Source organism: Veillonella orientalis (assembly GCF_018406505.1).
GTDB lineage: Bacteria > Bacillota > Negativicutes > Veillonellales > Veillonellaceae > Veillonella > Veillonella nakazawae.
Genome location: NZ_AP022322.1, coordinates 1,049,302 through 1,068,313, shown reverse-complemented (window position 1 = coordinate 1,068,313; position 19,012 = coordinate 1,049,302). Strand labels below are relative to the sequence as shown.

Below are 19,012 nucleotides of genomic sequence, written 5' to 3'. Positions count from 1 at the left end.
GAGGTGAGACAGATTTTAGAAGATGTGGGACATATTTTAGAGTATTGTCTAATTGCAGTGGTAATGGTACTGATTGGACTAGGGGCAGGCTATTTTTTTAGAAAAAATATTGCTGAAGGAAAACTGAATCAAGCTGAACAAGAGGCTGCACGCATCATCGCAAATGGTGAGCGCACAGCTGAGTCTAAAAAGAAAGAAGCTTTATTAGAAGCGAAAGAAGAAATTCATAAGCTCCGTTCTGATGTAGAACGAGAAAATAAAGATCGCCGTTCTGAACTTCAACGTATGGAACGTCGTATTCTTCAAAAAGAAGAATCTTTGGATAAAAAATTAGACAATATTGAACACAAAGAGGAAGCTTTACATCGCAAAGAAGCTGACTTAGCCCAAAGCCGTGAAAAAATTGAAGCTTTGTATGAAAAACAAATGGCAGAGTTAGAACGTATTTCTGGCATGACATTTGAAGAAGCTAAGAATATCTTGTTAACAAATGTAGAACAAGAAATTCGTCATGAAACGGCAATTATGGTTAAGGAAATGGAGCAGCAAGCTAAGGATGATGCGGAGAAAAAAGCAAAAGAAATTATCTCCTCTGCAATCCAACGTTGCGCAGCTGACCATGTGGCGGAGACTACCGTATCCGTAGTGGCATTGCCTAATGATGAAATGAAAGGCCGCATTATTGGTCGTGAGGGCCGTAATATTCGCGCACTCGAAACATTAACAGGTATTGATTTGATTATCGATGACACACCAGAAGCAGTTATTCTTTCTGGCTTCGACCCAATTCGTCGTGAAGTGGCTCGTATTGCTTTAGAAAAATTGATTGTAGATGGTCGTATCCATCCAGCTCGTATTGAAGAAATGGTTGGTAAAGCTCGTAAAGAGGTTGACCAAACTATTAAAGAAGCTGGTGAACAAGCAACATTTGAAGCTGATGTTCATGGCTTACATCCTGAAATTGTTAAGATTTTAGGTCGTTTGAAATATCGTACTAGTTACGGTCAAAACGTTTTGAAACATTCTATTGAAGTATCTCATTTAGCAGGTTTGATGGCAGCTGAACTAGGCTGTGATGTAACATTGGCTAAACGAGGTGGTTTGATCCATGATATTGGTAAAGCATTAGACCGTGAACTTGAAGGTTCTCATGTTCAAATCGGTGTTGATGTGGCTCGTAAATATCGTGAAAGCGCAGCAGTAATTAACTGCATTGGCGCTCATCATGGTGATGAAGAGTTCCAATCTGTAGAAGCTGTATTAGTAGCAGCTGCTGATGCTATCTCTGCGGCTCGTCCAGGAGCACGTCGAGAAACATTAGAAAACTACTTAAAACGTTTATCTAAATTGGAAGAAATCGCTGAATCCTTCGAAGGCGTTGAAAAATGCTTTGCTATTCAAGCAGGTCGTGAGATTCGCGTTGTAGTAAAACCGGATAAGATTGATGAAGCTGAGTCTACATTACTTGTTCGGAATATCGTAAAACGCATCGAGTCTGAACTCGAATATCCAGGCCAAATTAAGGTCGTAATTATTCGTGAAACTCGCGTTGTGGATTACGCAAAATAATATGCTATAAGAGATAAATATAGGCTGCAATGATTTCATTGCAGCCTATTATTATCAAATTTCATTTGTATATAATTTAAAGATACGGAGTATAGGAATCCTTATGTATTTATCTTTAATAGATGATGATTCCTATGATTCGTATCGGTTATTAAACCGGTTGACTCGATAATTGATTAAATTACTTTACAAATAGAGGATTTTTTATTTGTATATCGAATTAATATATATAAGGGAAGGAGGCGTTGGCTATGAGCAGATATTTTGAAAATGAATTGATTGAACAAATCAAAGATGCAAATGATATTGTATCTGTAATATCCGAGCATGTAGCTTTAAAGAAACGGGGCAAGAACTATTGGGGTTGTTGTCCATTTCATAATGAAAAGACGCCGTCCTTTAGTGTTGCCCCTGAAAAGGGCTTTTATTATTGTTTTGGCTGTCATGCATCGGGGAATGTCATTAAATTCCTCATGGAACTAGAGCATTTAAGCTTTGTAGAGGTTCTAGAGCGGCTTGCTAATCGTGCTAATATTCCCTTGCCGGAGGCAAAACTTTCACCAGAACAACGAGCTCGAGATGAACGACGAAAAAAACTATATGAAGCTTCGGAATTAGCGGCTACATTTTTCCATAACTGCCTTACTCAAACATCGATTGGTAAGGTGGGCCTTGATTACTTAAAAAAACGGGGTCTTACAAAAGATACAATTGAAAAATTCAAATTAGGCTTTGCTCCAGATGGTTGGGATAAGTTGTATCGCGCCTTTCACGAACGTGGTATCGATGATTCTATTCTCTTGGAGTTGAATCTGGTCCGTAAAAACCAAAAGGGACAGTTTTACGATTTCTTTAGAAACCGAATTATGTTTCCTATTATGGATGGTAAAGGTCGTGTAGTTGCCTTTGGTGGTCGTGTTATGGATGACAGCACGCCAAAATATTTAAACTCACCAGAATCAGCCATCTTCGAAAAGGGAAAACTATTATTTGCCTTTGATAAGGCTTATAAATCTATTCGTCAAGAGCGACAGGCTATCCTTGTGGAAGGGTATATGGACGTTATATCTGCTCATAACCATGGTGTTACTAATGTAGTAGCATCCCTGGGGACGGCTTATACACGAGATCATGGTCATATCTTAATGAGGCAAGCTGATGAAATTGTGCTGGCCTATGATATGGATGGTGCAGGTCGTCAAGCAGCAGCTAGGGCTATAGAATTATTACAAAATACGGACTTTAAGGTGCGTGTTCTGGCTATGCCAGATGGTAAGGATCCAGATGATTATGTACGTAATCATGGAGGACAAGCATTTAAAGATTTAGTGGCTAAAGCGGTTAAGCCTCTTGATTATTTATTAAGTGAGTCCTTAATTAAACACGACACAAATAATACGGAAGGGAAGCAAGCTGTTATGGCTGATGTATTCCCATATATTGCTAATATAGATAGTCAAACACAACGGGATGATGCTCTAAAGACATTGGCATTACCACTATGGCTTGATAATAGTAGTATTTTTAGATATTTCCGAGATTATGTAAAAAAAGGACAAATTGAATTGGTTGATACTGCGTCTACACCGTTGCCAACACAGGACTTACCTAAAGGTGATGCAGAAAAATTATTGTCCTTAGCCTTTACAGATGGTGAAGTGTTACAACATATGATGAGCTATTTGCCATTAGAAGACTTTGAAAAAATTGAATATCGAGGTATAATAGAAAAGATATTCACCTTATTTAAACAAGAAGGTCGTCTAGATGATACTGCCATTCAATCTGTTTTATCCCCATCGGAGTATGATATTTACTCTAGATTGGTTGTTATGAGTGACGATGAATATAAGGTACAAGTGCCTGGATTAATCCGCAAGATAAGGCTTCATTCATTGCGTGAACAGTATAAAGCGCATTCAATTATGGCGGATCAATTAAAACGGGCAGGAGATTCGACATTTATTAGCGAATTACATAAGTGTCAGGAAATACAGAACTTAATTAGAGAATGGTCTAAGTAATATAATGTAAGAAGGAGAGCGCTGTGGCTAAGAAAGTACAAAAAAGTCAAATAGAGGAGATTGTAGAACAACTTCTTGAAAAAGGCCGAAAAACCGGCGTGTTGACACAATCAGAGATTTCAGATGCTCTTCATGAGCAAACTGGACTTACTGCGGAACAATTAGACGATATTTATACTACATTTGGTAAATTAAATATTGAAGTAGTGGCTGATATCGACAGTGAGGATGCGGACGCTAATCCAATAGAACCAGAAGAAGAGGATGAAGAAGATACTTCTAATGAAAAGAATATCTCCATCGATTTAAGTGTAGACTCTGGTGTTAACATTGATGATCCTGTACGTATGTATCTCAAGGAAATTGGTCGTGTCCCATTGCTTTCTGCAGATGAAGAAATCGTTTTAGCAAAGCAAATTGAAGCTGGCGCAGCAGAAGATGCTACATATAAAGATATTCAACTTGCCAAAAAGGCTAAGAAAAAATTGGTAGATGCTAACTTGCGCTTAGTTGTAAGTATTGCAAAACGTTATGTAGGTCGCGGCATGTTATTCTTGGATTTGATTCAAGAAGGTAACTTGGGCCTTATTAAAGCTGTAGATAAGTTCGATTATACAAAGGGTTATAAATTCTCCACATATGCTACATGGTGGATTCGTCAAGCTATTACTCGTGCTATTGCGGACCAAGCTCGTACGATTCGTATTCCTGTACATATGGTAGAAACAATCAATAAATTGATTCGTATTTCCAGACAATTATTGCAAGATAAAGGTCGTGAACCATTACCAGAAGAAATCGCAGAAGGTATGGGCATTACGGTAGAGCGCGTGCGTGAAATTCAAAAAATCGCACAAGAGCCAGTATCATTGGAAACTCCAATTGGTGAAGAGGAAGACTCTCACTTGGGAGACTTTATTGAGGACCAAGATGCTATTGCTCCAGACGATGCAGCTAGCTACATCTTATTACAAGAACAAATTGAAGATGTATTTACATGCTTAACTGACCGTGAGCAACAAGTATTGATTTTGCGCTTTGGTTTGAAGGACGGCAAACCTCGTACATTGGAAGAAGTAGGTCAACATTTCAATGTAACTCGTGAACGTATTCGTCAAATAGAAGGCAAAGCGCTTACTAAATTGCGCAATCGTGGTAAACGCGATAAAATTAAAGACTTCTTATAAGATGTTGAATCTCTTAAGGGTTGTAATGCAGTGTTCTCTAGCACTGTGTTACAGCCCTTTTGTGTTATATTACTGTGTATGCCCGTTCTCTACTGCAGAAAATATGGCAAAATATAGCTTATGAAACAGTTATAGAAATACGGTGTGCCTTGACTTAGTACTAGCCTATTCGGTATAATTAATGAGCTAGAAACTAACTGTGGGCCTATAGCTCAGGGGTAGAGCAACCGGCTCATAACCGGTCGGTCCCTGGTTCGATCCCAGGTGGGCCCACCAATCATGTTGATATCTACCGTCCTTGAGGATTCAAGGGCGGTTATTTTTATATATAATAATAGAGGAATTATGGAACCTAGACCTATGATGGATCGCTTAGAGGCGGTGTTTTCAATCGTACCAAAAGCTCATGCTATAGCTGATATTGGTACTGATCATGGATATTTAGCAGTAGAACTCATCAACCGTAATCGCGCTGAATTTGTTATTGCTGGCGACGTGCATAAAGGACCTTTAGAATCTGCAAAAGAATATGTTCAATCTTGTGGATTAACTTCTAAAGTAGATTGTCGATTAGGTGATGGTCTAAAGGTAACAGAGAAGGGCGAATTAAATGGTGCCATTTGCTGCGGTATGGGTGGATACCTCATGCGTGATATTGTAGACGCCGGTCCAGAGCCTTTAGAGTTCTACGTATTACAACCACAGAATGGACAAAAAGAATTACGTCAATATATGGTACAAAAGGGCTATGTTATCGTCCTTGAAATCATCGTTGAAGATGCAGGAAAGCTATACACTGCATTTTTAGCAGTGCGTAATGATCAGGTAGAAGCGTATACGGGCATGACTGAATACGTAGATGTTTATCAATCATTGCCAGAGGATTCATTATTATGGTCTGTAGGTGCTCTTTTAGAACAGGAGCGACCATCACTTTGGACGAAATATATTGAGTACTTAATATATCAACGACAATGTGCACTAGACGGTATGACTGAGCAATTGAGCCATACAGATAAATATAAGGATCTAGAGCGTGAAGTAGAATTTCTGTACGGACTTTTAGAAGATAGAAAGAAGTGAGCTTTATGACAACAGTTCAACAAGTTATTACCTTAATGGAACAATTGGCCCCACGTTCTTATGCAGAATCTTGGGATAATGTGGGCCTCATGGTGGGTGATAGAAATGTTATCGTTACAGGCGTGTTAACTACATTAGATGTAACAGAGGAGGCTATTTCATATGCCATTGAACATGACTGTAATCTAATTGTTAGTCATCACCCGTTGATTTTTAAGGGCTTAAAACAATTGTCTTGTGATACGGCGCAAGGGCGAATGATTAATCAATTAATCCAACATAATATTGCCGTGTACAGTGCACATACCAATCTTGATATTGCACCTGGTGGCTTGAATGATATGTTGGCAGAACAATTAGGTCTTATAGATGTTAAGGGCTTTATCAAAACTGGGGAAGACGCATTGTATAAGATAACTACCTTTGTACCTGAAAATGCAGCTGATGCGGTTCGAATGGCAATGGGGAATGCTGGTGCTGGACGTATTGGTAACTATGAATACTGTAGTTTTAGTGCTCATGGTGAAGGTCGCTTTGTAGGCAATGATACCTCTCATCCTGTAATTGGTGAAGCCGGATCTATGACCGTAGTACCAGAAGTACAAATCAATGCGTTGGTAGATGGTATACATTTGCAACACGTCATTGAAGCGATGAAAGATGCACATCCTTACGAAGAGGCTGCCTATGAGGTACTATCCTTAGTTGAGCCGAAAGAGGCGACTCAATATTTAGGTCGTATTGGTAGATTACCAAACGCCTTAGATTTAGATACATTCCGTGAATGGGTACAGGAAGCATTACCAGAGGCTAATATTCGTTTTGCTGGCATAGCGCCTAAAGAAATTCAATCCATAGCACTATGTTCTGGTGCCGGTGCTGAATTTATTAAGGATGCAGCTCGCTTGCATGTAGACGCATATGTTACAGGCGATGTGAAATATCATGATGCACAATTAGCTAAAGAGCTTGGATTGCTTGTAGTTGATGCAGGCCATTTTGGCACAGAATCTATTGTTGCTAGCGGTTTACGTGACTATTTACTTAGTAAAGATATATCTGTTCCTGTGAAAGCTTTTACAGAACAGAATGATTTCTTTTTCTTATAATATTGCATTTTCTTGCAACAAATAGGCTAGCTATGATAAACTGAATTGAAGCAAGTATGAAAGACGGTTGCGAGTCCATAGGACTCGAGGAAAGTCCGAGCTCCATAGGGCAGGATGCCAGATAACGTCTGGCGAGGGTAACCTTAGGGAAAGTGCCATAGAAAAGGAAACCGCCACGTCAGTGGTAAGGGTGGAAAGGTGAGGTAAGAGCTCACCAGCAGTCTGGTAACAGGCTGGCTCGGTAAACCCCATCCGGAGCAAGACCGAATAGGGAAGGGTTAAGGGTGGTCCCGCCTACCTTCCGGGTTGTGTCGCTCGAGCGTGCAGGCGACTGTACGCCTAGAAAGATAATCGTCACCGCGCAAGCGGAACAGAACTCGGCTTATTGATTGCTTGCTTCCATATTTAAGATATAATTTATAGTATATAAGATTGTAGATCTTTGTTAGGAGAACTTCATGGCAATTACAGCGATTACTAGTGTACAAGAATTTGATGAAAAAGTACTTGGCTCTAAAGGTTTAGCTATTGTTGATTTCTGGGCTGCCTGGTGCGAACCTTGCACTGTTATGCGTCCAGAGGTAGAAGCTGTAGCAGAACGTTTGAAAGGACAAGTAACGTTCTTTAGTGTTGATGCAGAAGATAAAAATCTTCGTGGCGTTTTGTTGAAAGAAGACATCGATGGTATTCCATCCATGGTATTCTATCGCGATGGCAAAATGCTTGATTCCCTTGTAGGTTACAAGAAAGCTGATGTGCTTGAGGCTCTAATCAAGGAAGTTATCTAATTTAGTGATAATTGAAATTTTTAACAATATCATATAGTACAAGGCTGTATACAAGTTAAATAAATTTTCTTGTATACAGTTTTTTTGTTTAAAATCTGTAGTTTTAACATTTATTAAGTGATATAATAAAGTTGTAAGAATATGATTGTTATCATAATAGCTATGATATATTGAATGGTAAAATTAATTATCATAGTATGATTATTATCATAATGGTTGTAGTTTATTAAGTAATATTTATATATTGCGCAAAGTTGTTGTAAGGAGGCTATATTCCGTGAAGAATCGTATAAACAGTTTATGGACACTCTTCCAAGAGCGACGTTTGAGTCGACGCACATTTATGAAATCCTGTGTAGCACTCACCGCTATTCTCGGTTTGCCACCAACGATGTTAGATACCGTTGTTAAGGCAGCTGAAACAACTGAATTGCCTACAGTAATTTGGTTACATGGTCATGAATGTACTGGTTGTAGTGAATCATTCATTCGTTCATCTTCTCCGTTTACATCCGATGTAATTTTGAACATGATTTCCCTTGAATATGATGATACTTTGGCGGCTGCATCTGGTGCACCATTAGAAGAACATTTAGAGAAAATCATCAAAGAAAAAGCAGGCAAATATATTTTGGCTGTTGAAGGTGGCGTACCACTTGATGAAGATGGTGTTTACTGTACAGTAGGTGGACGTACATTTAAAGAGTCCTTACTAGAAGCGGCTAAAGGTGCAGCAGCAATCATTGAATATGGCTCTTGCGCATCTTGGGGTGGTATTCAAGCGGCTAAACCAAATCCAACAAATACAGTATCTGTATCTTCTGTTGTATCTGGTAAGCCTATTATCAAAGTTCCTGGATGTCCTCCAATTCCAGAGGTTATGACTGGTGTAATTATGCATTATGCATTATTCGGCCAAATCCCACCTCTTGATTCTCAAGGTCGTCCTAAACAATTTTATGGCAATCGTATTCACGATACATGCTATCGTCGTGCCTTCTTTGACTCTGGTCTATTCGTTGAAAAATTTGACGATGATGCATCCAAATCTGGTTGGTGCTTGTACAAAGTAGGTTGTCGTGGACCTCAAACATATAATTCTTGTGGTAACTTACGTTGGTGGAATGGGTTATCCTACCCAATTCAATCCGGTCACGGTTGTATTGGCTGCTCTGAAAAGGGCTTCTGGGATAATGACGTATTCTATAAACGTTTACCAGATATTCCATTGGCTAAAACCATCACAACTGCTGATACAATCGGTACTGTAGCTGCTGTTGGTGCCACTGCAGCTGTTATTGTTCATGGTGCTGCAACTCTTACGCGTAATAAAATTCTTGATATGAAAGAAGAAAAACGCTTAAAAGAAGAAGGCTTATGGGATGAAAAGAAACATAATAATGGAGGAGGTCACTAATGAAACGCGTAGTAGTAGATCCGATTTCCCGTATTGAAGGTCATTTACGGGTAGAAATAAAAGTTGATGAAGCGAGTGGTAAGGTAGAGGACGCATTGTCTTCTGGTACTGCTTGGCGCGGTATCGAACTTGTTGCTAAAGATCGCGATCCTCGTGACCTTTGGGCTTTCGTACAACGTATTTGTGGCGTATGTACTACAACACATGCGTTGGCAGCGTTACGTGCTGTAGAGGATGCACTTGGTATTACGATTCCTAAAAATGCAAACTATATTCGTAATATCATGCATAGCTCTTTAGATGTACATGACCATATCGTACATTTCTATCACTTGCATGCTCTTGACTGGGTTAGCCCAGTAGCAGCTCTTAGTGCAGATCCAGCTAAAACTGCACAATTACAAAATGATGTATTAGCTACTTATAATGTAAGTGGTTTGGCGCCAGCTGAAACTGCGTCTAAAGACTCTGCATATCCTAAAGAGTTCCCTAAAGCTACCACTGCCTATTTTGCAGCGGTACAACAAAAGGTTAAGAAAATTGTAGAATCTGGTCAATTAGGCATCTTCTCCGCTCAATGGTGGGATCATCCTGACTATAATTTATTGCCACCAGAGGTTCATTTGATGGCCGTATCCCATTACTTGAATATTCTTGACCGTCAACGTGATATCGTTATTCCACACGTTGTATTTGGTGGTAAAAACCCTCATCCGCATTACATTGTTGGCGGTATGCCATGCTCCATTTCAATGAATGACATGAATGCACCTATTAATACACAACGTCTTGCTGCGGTAGAACAATCTATTGCATTGGCTAAAGATCTAGTGGATAATTTCTATGTTCCAGATTTATTAGCTATTGGCAAAATGTATGTAGAAAAGGGCATGGTCGATGGTGGTGGCCTAGCGAAAAAACGTGTTATGTCTTATGGTGATTACCCAGATGATACATATTCTGGCATTTCTAATGGTGATTATCATAAGAAATGTGTGGTTCGCTCCAATGGTGTAGTTGAAAACTTTGCTTTAGGCGTAGATAAAGCTACATTTATTCCATTAGAAGGTAAAGACTTTATGGATCCTCAATACCTTAGTGAAGAGGTTGATCACTCCTGGTTCACATATCCAGATGGTAAAAGCTCTCTTCATCCTATCGAAGGTGTTACAGATCCTAAGTTTACAGGTCCTAAATCTGGTACAAAAGAAAAATGGGAATTCCTTGATGAAGATAAAAAATACTCTTGGATTAAATCCCCAACATTCAAAGGTAAAACTGCAGAGGTTGGCCCATTAGCAAAATATATCGTTGTATATACAAAAGTAAAACAAGGTATCATTAAAGACCCAACTTGGGCAGAGTCTATGATTGTTCGTCAAATCGATACAGTATCCCAAGTATTAGGGGTACCTGCTCACGTATGGATGCCTACTATGGTTGGTCGAACAGCTTGTCGTGGCCTTGATGCACAAGTAGCAACAAATATGAGCCAATACTTCTTCGATAAACTTGTAGCGAACATTAAAAATGGTGATACTACAGTGGCTGATACAACTAAGTTTGAGCCAAATACATGGGATAAAGATGCTAAAGGCGTTGGCCTTGTAGATGCACCTCGTGGTGGTTTGGGCCACTGGATTCACATTAAAGATGGTCGCTCTGCAAACTATCAATGTATCGTACCATCCACATGGAATGCATGTCCTAAGACTGCAGCAAATGAACATGGTGCCTACGAAGACTCCATGATTGATACACATGTAAAAATTGCAGATAAACCACTTGAAATCTTGAAGGTAATTCACTCCTTTGACCCATGTCTCGCATGTGCAACCCATTTATACAATAAAAAAGGCGAAAAAATTGTCTCCGTCAATACAGATGCATTGTGTAAATAAAGGGTGGTGGGCTTATGTTAATACATACTGACAAAAAGGCGTATGTCGTATTTAGTCTATGGCTGCGCATATTCCACTGGACTATGGTGCTAAGCGTAACTGCATTATTCTGGACAGGTCTATATATTGGTGATCCAGGATTTGCGGCTATCACAGGTAATCCAGAGCCAACCTTTGCTATTGATGGCTGGTTCTCTATGGAAACTATGCGTCGTATCCATTTCATTGCAGGGGTTATCTTAACATGCTCCTTTATTTTCCGATTTGCAGGAGCTCTTTGGAATCGAGGAGATAGACTATTACCTAAATTCCGCCAAAAACGGTATTGGTATGGTCTTAAAGAAACTACATTGCACTATTTGATGATTCCACAAAAACACGAACATCATTGGCTTCGTAACTCCTTAGCAAGAACTGCATATATGATGGTATATGTAATGTTTTTCTTTGAAATCTTAACGGGCTTTACAATGTATTCAATGGTGGATCCTAATGGTATTCTAGGAACCCTATTCGCACCAGTTGTTACATTATTTGGTGGTGAATATAAGGTTCACATTATTCATCACTATATTGCGTGGGGATTCTTGTTCTTTACTATCGTTCACGTGTACATGGCATTCCGAGAAGACGTTATGGAGGAATCCGGCGAAGTATCTGCTATGGTTTCCGGTATGAAGTATTATGCACATGATCCAATCGATATTGAAGATCTAAACGGTAAACGCCGTCGTGGTGAACGTATCGATAAACCATCTGGTACTACATATCGTCCAAGTGATCCTAACGATCCTAGAGAAAGAGAATTACAAGATAATGACTAATACAAGTACTGATATCATCAGTGGCTTGGAACAATACGCGGACTCTGAGGGTCCGCGTATTGATTTAAATAGCCTTTATGATGATGGGAATAATGAAATTGTTCTACTTGGTGTAGGGAATATATTGCTTACTGATGAGGGATTAGGTGTTCATGTAGTGAAAGAGTTGAAAGAATCTTTTACATTTACACCAGCCATTTCTATTATTGATGGTGGCACAATGGGGATGGAGCTACTTACGTATATGCGTGGAATGAAGAAAATTCTTCTTGTAGATGCTATCAATGGTGGAGAAGCACCAGGAACTATATATGAGTTTCCTCATAAGGAATTAGAACAATATTTTACAGAGCATATTTCTGTACATGAAGTAGGGATGCAAGATATTTTACGTATCCGTGCTATTCAAGAGGATCCATTAGAGGATGCGGTGGTTATTGGTGTAGAACCAGAATCATTAGAAATTGGCTTTGAACCTAGTGCGCCTGTACAACGAGCATTACCAGAGGTTAAAGAGCGGGTATTACATGTTCTACAAGAATGGGGCGTAACTGCAGAGCTTAATACTTAAAATAATGCGTTTATAGGATATAAAGAGTATCTCTAATAGGAGTATTTATGATTGAGAATTATAGTAATGTTCGCGCTGTTTTAAATGAGTTGCGTTTAGCTCTTAAAAACTTGCGAGAAACGGGTGAGACATATTCAATTTATATTGAGAAAACAGGGCTCACAGAGGAAGAACAAGTGGAAGTATTAGAAACACTTGGCCGTGGTCATATTACGATTAACTTCAATGAAACTGATCAGCCTGTAGAGTGGTATGAATCTCAATTCTCTGGAATTTGGATTGGAACCTTTAAAAATGGTCGAGATGATTCAATTTTGCACACCGTAGAGGTTTCAAAGTATCCTGTAGTGGCTGGTGCATATGAAGAGGATATGGAGCTTGCAGAGGAAGATTTACAATCTTGGATTGATGCTGCTGGCCTATAATAAAAGAGACCCTAATAAGGGTCTCTTTCTTCTCTATTGATGAAAAGATTCTAGTAAATCTATTTTGTTAATACCATAATGTTGTTTTTTATATTATTAGTATTTTATGCATATTTTGGGCCATATATTATTGGTTTATGCACAGCGTGATTAGTAAAATTATTTCAATTTTCATGAATTTAAGATGAAATGCATTAGGGTTCTTATATTTATAGCTAAAAATATATTTTATATTTTGATTAATTGGCAATTAAATCATAATTAACAGCAATTCATTGATTTTTAGTGATATAAATTTATTTTATAATATGATTTATTGAGTAGTTATTTAGATAAGTAAAATAATGACTTATTCATAGAACTTATATATAGGATAAATGAAGAGAAATGTCGATAGAGTTTGTAGAAATCGCATGATTACTGGGGTTATAGATATTATTTTTCCTATTGTTAACCTTGACGATTTGCCTTAATTTACTAATTAACTTAAAATATGTGAGTAAAATACTTTGGAGGATTTATGTTACTTTCTATTGTAGTGCCTGTATATAACGAAGAAGAGAACATAGCGAATTTTTATAAAGCTGTAACTGATGTTATGTCAGGACTCACGTACGATTATGAACTAATCTTCGTAGACGACGGTTCTAGTGATTCGTCATCTATGATATTACGTGAAATTGCTTACAATGATAAACATGTCAAAGTGTTATTGCTTGCTCGTAATTTTGGGCATCAGACTGCGCTTACTTGTGGTCTTGATTATGCTCATGGAGATGCAGTTATTACAATGGACGGTGACATGCAGCATCCACCGGCTTTGATTCCTGAACTTGTTAGATTGTGGGAGTCAGGCTATGATGTGGTGCGCACCATACGCGATTCAACTGAAGATGCTAGTTGGGCTAAATCTTTCACGTCTAAGTATTATTACAAGCTAATGAACAAAATGGCCGATGTTCCTATTGTTGAAGGTGGATCTGATTTTCGTCTCATGAATAGTAAAGCATTGGGCACATTGAAACGGTTTAGAGAACATGGTCGTTTCTTGCGCGGTATTGTCGGTGCCTTGGGGTATAGACAAGCTGAGTTGCACTTTGTGGCGCCACCTCGTTTTGCAGGTGTCTCAAAGTTTAGTGTGCGTAAAATGATACGATTTGCTCTCGATGGGGTAACCGCCTTTTCAAGAGTTCCTTTACGGGCTGCCTTGTACGTCGGTGTACTATGTGGTGGGTTGAGCTTCTTGCTTATATTGCACCTCTTGTATGTATATCTTACGGGACAAGCCTTGAATGGATGGACTACCTTGGGCGTATCAATTTTGTTTATTGGTGGAATTCAACTCGTCGGACTGGGAATTATTGGCGAGTATGTAGGTCGTATTTTTGAAGAGGTGAAGCAACGGCCTTTGTATTGGGTTAAGTCAGCTATAAACTTTGACGAGCATGAAGATGCTCCATTACTTGGACCAAGTAGTGCAGATGTGTTTATGGCACCTGAGACTTATACTAACAAAAGCAAAGAAGACTAGCTGTATTTGTGAATGCAAATAAATAGACGGTTAGTATATTTTGAATAAATAACTTACTTTAAAAGTTTTTGGAAAGGAAGCATATGAAGTCAAAATATAGTAAGGTTAAAATAACGGCATTAACATTAACTTTTGTGTGTGCCACAACAGCCATGGTAGGTGCAACAACATTACAATATGGTGATAAGGGCAAAAGTGTTACAGCGGTTCAACAACAACTAATTAAACACGGTTATAATGCTACAGATAAAAATGGTGTATATGGTAAAGAAACGAAATGGGCAGTTCGTCTGTTCCAACAAGATCGTGGCTTACCAGTGGACGGTATTGTAGGTCCTGCTACGTATAATGCATTGATGAGTGCTCCTCGTTCTACGAAGGCAGTATTGACTCAAAATGCTGCGACTAAAGCAGTAGCAACAAAATCCGCTTTCACAAACAACAATGCGACATCTCGTCGTGTTGCTGGTCAATCCATTACTGGCAAAAATATTAAATTAAATAATATTACGAAAAACGAAACACCAAATAGCATTCATGCTATTTTGGCTGAAGCGGACAAATACCGCGGTGTACCATATGTATTTGGTGGTACTACACCAAGTGGTTTTGACTGCTCTGGTTACGTTAAATATGTATTTGCAAAACAAGGTATTTCTTTACCACGTTTAGCAGATGAACAATATAACGTAGGTGTTGAGGTTTCTCGTGCAAACTTAAAAGCAGGGGATTTGGTATTCTTTGAAACATATGAACCAGGTCCATCTCACTCCGGTATTTATATTGGTGATGGCAAGTTCATCAGCGCCACTTCCAGTCGTGGTGTAGCAGTAGCAGATCTTGATACTGGCTATTGGGGTGAACGCTATATCGGCGCAAAACGCGTTGTATAAACCAATACATATTAGCTTTAAAAGAGGCTATACGAATCAATTATGTTCTGTTGATTTGTATAACCTCTTTTTCTCATTTCTAGAATTATTGAATTTTATCCTTGTATTTGCTTTGGTGAAAGTCGGTAAATTCCGCATAATCTCAATGTTTTTAATAGATTTTATGTCGTTTTTACGATATAATGAAGAGTAAATAATTTTAGGAGGAATATACACATGAAGGGTAATGAACTGCGTCAAGCATACTTGCAGTTTTTTGAAAGCAAAGGACATTTAAAATTAGATAGTTTTTCTCTTATACCAGAAAACGATCCATCTCTATTATTGATTGGGGCAGGTATGGCGCCATTAAAGCCTTTCTTTACAGGTAAATTGGTACCTCCTTGTCATCGTATTACAACAAGCCAAAAATGTATGCGTACTGGTGACCTTGAAAACGTAGGTCGCACAGCTCGTCATCATACATTCTTTGAAATGCTTGGTAACTTCTCCTTCGGTGATTACTTCAAAAAAGAAGCGATTCACTGGGCATGGGAGTTCTTAACTGAAGTTATTAAACTCGACAAAAATAGATTATATGTCACTGTATATCCAGATGACCAAGAAGCATATGATACATGGCACAATGATTGTGGTGTAGAAGAAAGTCATATTACACGCCTTGAAGATAACTTCTGGGAAATCGGTGAAGGCCCATGTGGTCCTGATAGTGAAATCTTCTTCGACCAAGGTCCTGAACATGGTTGTGATGATCCTAACTGTGCACCAGGTTGTGACTGCGATCGCTATCTTGAAATCTGGAACTTAGTATTCACTCAATTTAATAAAATGCCAGATGGTTCTTATGAACCATTGCAACATAAAAACATCGATACCGGCGCTGGCCTTGAACGATTGGCTTCCGTATTACAAGGTTGTAAAACAAACTTTGAAACAGATTTGATTTTCCCAATTATTGAAGCTACAGCTAAACGCGCTGGTGTTACATATAACGAAAATCCAAATACTGATGTTTCTTTAAAGGTTATCGCTGACCATGCTCGTGCTGTCACTGCATTAATTTCTGATGGCGTATTGCCATCTAATGAAGGTCGTGGTTACGTATTGCGTCGTATTTTACGTCGTGCTGTACGTCATGGCCGTTTACTTGGTATTGAAGGTATCTTCTTAACACCACTTATTGATGTAGTAGTAGATATTCTTGGCCCTGGTATTAAATCCATTGCTGAGAAACAAGACTTCGTTAAACGGGTTGTACAAAACGAAGAAGAACGATTTAACCAAACCTTGGAACAAGGTCTTGAATTGTTGAATTCTTTGATTGATACACTTGCTGCTGAAAAAGCAACTGTAGTGCCTGGTACAGAAGTATTCAAACTATATGATACATACGGATTCCCTTGGGAATTAACAGAAGAAATCGCTTCTGAACGCGGCTTTACAATCGACCATGAAGGTTTTGAAGCAGCTATGAAGGAACAACGTGAACGCGCTCGTGAAGCTCGTGTAAAAGAAGATGCTAAGGTAGCAACACCTGACATCACATTCTTGAAAGACGAAGAGCTTCTTGAAGATGAAGCTGTAACTGCTTCTTCCGTATTAATGATCGGCAAAGGCTCTGAACGTTTACAAACAGCTGCTGATGGCGATGAAATTACTGTTATCGTACGCACCACACCATTCCACGCTGAAGGGGGCGGTCAATTAGGTGATACAGGCTTTATCGTTGGCCCAATGGGTAAGGTAGAGGTTCATAATATAAAACGTTTACCTGAAGGCACTGTATACCATATCGGTACTGTTGTGGAAGGTTCCATTTCCGAAGGCGATGATGTAACGCTTGAAGTAGATACAAATCGCCGTGCTGCTATGGCTCGTAACCATACAGCAACACATTTGTTACATGCAGCATTGAAAAAGGTTCTAGGCGAGCATGTTAACCAAGCTGGTTCCCTAGTAACTCCTGATTACTTGCGCTTTGACTTCACTCATTTCTCCCCTGTAACACAAGAGGAACTTAATCAAATCGAAGCTCTTGTAAATGAAGAAATTTTAAAAGCTACAGATTTAGCTATTGCTGAAATGTCTATGGACGAAGCAAAAGCTAAAGGTGCGATGGCACTCTTTGGTGATAAATATGGTGATGTAGTTCGCGTTGTAGAGGTTCCTGGTTTCTCCGTTGAATTATGTGGCGGTTCTCATGTAGGTAATACAGCTTTCATTAGTTCCTTCCGTTTAACATCTGAAGCGGGTATCGGCTCTGGTGTACGTCGTATTGAAGCAATTACAGGTCGTGCAGCTCTAGATGCAGCAAAACATGATCGCTTGACTATCGAACGCATGGCAGGCGAACTTAAAACTAAAGCACCTCAAGTAGAAGAACGTTTACATCAAGTGTTGGCAGAAGCAAAAGAAACTGCTAAAGAATTAGAACAAATTCGCAAAGAGGTTTCTGCAGCTGGTGCGGCAGATATCATTGCTGGTAAGGTAATGATTGGCGATGTTGCATTTGTAGCGGCTGCTGTAAAAGCATCCTCTATCGATGAATTACGTGACTTAGCGGATATGGGCCTTGATAAATTGGATGGTTCTGGCGTAGTGCTTGTAGGCGCTGCTATGGGTGATGACAAGGTTAACTTTGTATGTAAAGTATCTAAAGACGTTGTTGCTAAAGGTGCTAAAGCTGGTAACATCGTAAAAGCAGCAGCTCAAGTAGCTGGTGGTAATGGCGGTGGCCGTCCAGATATGGCTCAAGCAGGCGGTAAGGAACCAGCTAAATTGGCGGAAGCATTAAAAGCTGGTGGTGAAGCTTTAACATCTATGTTACAATAGGCATATAATTTTATAATTATACTTGTATCTGTTATAGATAAATTTTATAATGCATAAAAAGGTACTGACTTTGTAGCTTTAATTCAAGTATAATAGGAGGCGAGGTTTCACTTTTACAGTGAAACCTGCCAATGTAATAAAAAGGAGGGATACGATGAAGGTTTCTGATGAAACTATGTTATTCCGTAAAGTAGACGATGAACCGATGACAGCTGAAGAGGTTCTCACTCGTGTTTATCAATCTATTCAAGAAAAAGGTTACAATCCAATCAATCAAATCTTAGGGTATCTTATTTCTGGAGATCCAGCGTACATTACAAGTTATAATAATGCACGTTCTGATATCCGTCGTTTAGAGCGGGATGACTTGATTGAGGAATTGTTGAAAGAATACGCAAAGGCAAAACAACTATAATGAGAATTATGTCATTAGATGTGGGCAGCCGTACTATCGGTATTGCCTGTAGTGATGCACTGCTCATGACAGCACAAGGTATTGAAACCATTCGTAGAACATCTCTTGAAAAAGACTTTAACCGCTTACAAGAACTCATTGCTGAATATGAAGTACATGAATTAGTAGTAGGTATGCCGAAGAATATGAATGGTACAAAAGGTGAACGGGCTGAAAAGACCGAAGAGTTTGTTGAAAAGATGAAGGAAGTCATCGATTTACCTGTTACATATTGGGATGAGCGGTTATCTACCGTTATGGCTGAACGCCAACTCATTGCGGCTGACGTGAGTCGTAAAAAACGTAAGTCCGTTATTGATAAAATGGCAGCGGTTGTAATTTTGCAAGGATATTTAGATCGCTTGCAGTTTAATAAATAAGTATTTTTTCTTAAGGAGGGTTTC

The 19,012-nt window shown here is 39.0% G+C and carries 16 protein-coding genes, 1 tRNA gene and 1 other RNA gene; all 18 read left to right on the top strand.

The genetic code is table 11. The annotated features are described in order from the left end of the window. Positions 1–24 precede the first annotated feature (24 nt). Positions 25–1,569: a ribonuclease Y gene (gene rny / locus VEIS1202513_RS04840; protein ID WP_105094511.1), complete on the top strand. Its 1,545-nt coding sequence runs from the start codon at positions 25–27 to the stop codon at positions 1,567–1,569. Positions 1,570–1,820: 251 nt separating this feature from the next. Next, complete coding sequence (gene dnaG / locus VEIS1202513_RS04835) at positions 1,821–3,593, top strand: DNA primase (RefSeq protein ID WP_213466876.1); 1,773 nt, start codon at positions 1,821–1,823, stop codon at positions 3,591–3,593. Between the two features lie 23 nt (positions 3,594–3,616). Beyond that, positions 3,617–4,780, top strand: coding sequence for an RNA polymerase sigma factor RpoD (rpoD, locus tag VEIS1202513_RS04830; protein ID WP_195185894.1), 1,164 nt, complete (start codon positions 3,617–3,619; stop codon positions 4,778–4,780). A 201-nt stretch (positions 4,781–4,981) separates the two neighbouring features. Continuing rightward, positions 4,982–5,056: transfer RNA gene (locus tag VEIS1202513_RS04825), tRNA-Ile, on the top strand. A 69-nt stretch (positions 5,057–5,125) separates the two neighbouring features. Beyond that, complete coding sequence (locus tag VEIS1202513_RS04820) at positions 5,126–5,863, top strand: tRNA (adenine(22)-N(1))-methyltransferase (RefSeq protein ID WP_213466875.1); 738 nt, start codon at positions 5,126–5,128, stop codon at positions 5,861–5,863. A 5-nt stretch (positions 5,864–5,868) separates the two neighbouring features. After that, the gene (locus VEIS1202513_RS04815) at positions 5,869–6,972 is read left to right on the top strand and encodes a Nif3-like dinuclear metal center hexameric protein (RefSeq protein ID WP_213466874.1); all 1,104 of its coding nucleotides are present in this window, start codon (positions 5,869–5,871) and stop codon (positions 6,970–6,972) included. A gap of 50 nt (positions 6,973–7,022) precedes the next feature. Next, positions 7,023–7,373, top strand: an RNA gene (gene rnpB / locus VEIS1202513_RS04810) — RNase P RNA component class A. 57 nt (positions 7,374–7,430) lie between these two features. Further along, on the top strand, positions 7,431–7,760 hold the full coding sequence (locus VEIS1202513_RS04805) for a thioredoxin family protein (protein ID WP_119206471.1): 330 nt from the start codon (positions 7,431–7,433) through the stop codon (positions 7,758–7,760). 277 nt (positions 7,761–8,037) lie between these two features. Then, complete coding sequence (locus VEIS1202513_RS04800; RefSeq protein ID WP_060923952.1) at positions 8,038–9,177, top strand: hydrogenase small subunit; 1,140 nt, start codon at positions 8,038–8,040, stop codon at positions 9,175–9,177. Further along, positions 9,177–11,078 carry a nickel-dependent hydrogenase large subunit gene (locus VEIS1202513_RS04795; protein WP_213466872.1) on the top strand — a complete coding sequence of 634 codons (1,902 nt, stop codon included), beginning with the start codon at positions 9,177–9,179 and terminating at the stop codon, positions 11,076–11,078. The genes VEIS1202513_RS04800 and VEIS1202513_RS04795 overlap by 1 nt, the downstream gene beginning before the upstream one ends. Positions 11,079–11,092: 14 nt before the next feature. Next, a complete protein-coding gene (gene cybH / locus VEIS1202513_RS04790; RefSeq protein WP_119206473.1) occupies positions 11,093–11,902 on the top strand; it encodes a Ni/Fe-hydrogenase, b-type cytochrome subunit in 810 nt (269 codons plus the stop codon). Continuing rightward, positions 11,895–12,473 carry a HyaD/HybD family hydrogenase maturation endopeptidase gene (locus VEIS1202513_RS04785; RefSeq protein ID WP_024066802.1) on the top strand — a complete coding sequence of 193 codons (579 nt, stop codon included), beginning with the start codon at positions 11,895–11,897 and terminating at the stop codon, positions 12,471–12,473. Before cybH ends, VEIS1202513_RS04785 begins: the two co-directional genes overlap by 8 nt. Positions 12,474–12,520: 47 nt before the next feature. Continuing rightward, positions 12,521–12,898 carry a hydrogenase expression/formation C-terminal domain-containing protein gene (locus VEIS1202513_RS04780; RefSeq protein ID WP_060923948.1) on the top strand — a complete coding sequence of 126 codons (378 nt, stop codon included), beginning with the start codon at positions 12,521–12,523 and terminating at the stop codon, positions 12,896–12,898. Between the two features lie 520 nt (positions 12,899–13,418). Beyond that, positions 13,419–14,429: a glycosyltransferase family 2 protein gene (locus VEIS1202513_RS04775; RefSeq protein ID WP_119207006.1), complete on the top strand. Its 1,011-nt coding sequence runs from the start codon at positions 13,419–13,421 to the stop codon at positions 14,427–14,429. Positions 14,430–14,512: 83 nt separating this feature from the next. Next, a complete protein-coding gene (locus VEIS1202513_RS04770) occupies positions 14,513–15,322 on the top strand; it encodes a C40 family peptidase (protein WP_105094499.1) in 810 nt (269 codons plus the stop codon). Positions 15,323–15,538: 216 nt separating this feature from the next. Continuing rightward, a complete protein-coding gene (gene alaS / locus VEIS1202513_RS04765) occupies positions 15,539–18,154 on the top strand; it encodes an alanine--tRNA ligase (protein WP_213466871.1) in 2,616 nt (871 codons plus the stop codon). Between the two features lie 154 nt (positions 18,155–18,308). Then, positions 18,309–18,569: an IreB family regulatory phosphoprotein gene (locus VEIS1202513_RS04760; RefSeq protein ID WP_009351224.1), complete on the top strand. Its 261-nt coding sequence runs from the start codon at positions 18,309–18,311 to the stop codon at positions 18,567–18,569. Continuing rightward, positions 18,569–18,988: a Holliday junction resolvase RuvX gene (gene ruvX, locus VEIS1202513_RS04755; protein WP_213466870.1), complete on the top strand. Its 420-nt coding sequence runs from the start codon at positions 18,569–18,571 to the stop codon at positions 18,986–18,988. The genes VEIS1202513_RS04760 and ruvX overlap by 1 nt, the downstream gene beginning before the upstream one ends. Positions 18,989–19,012 lie beyond the last annotated feature (24 nt).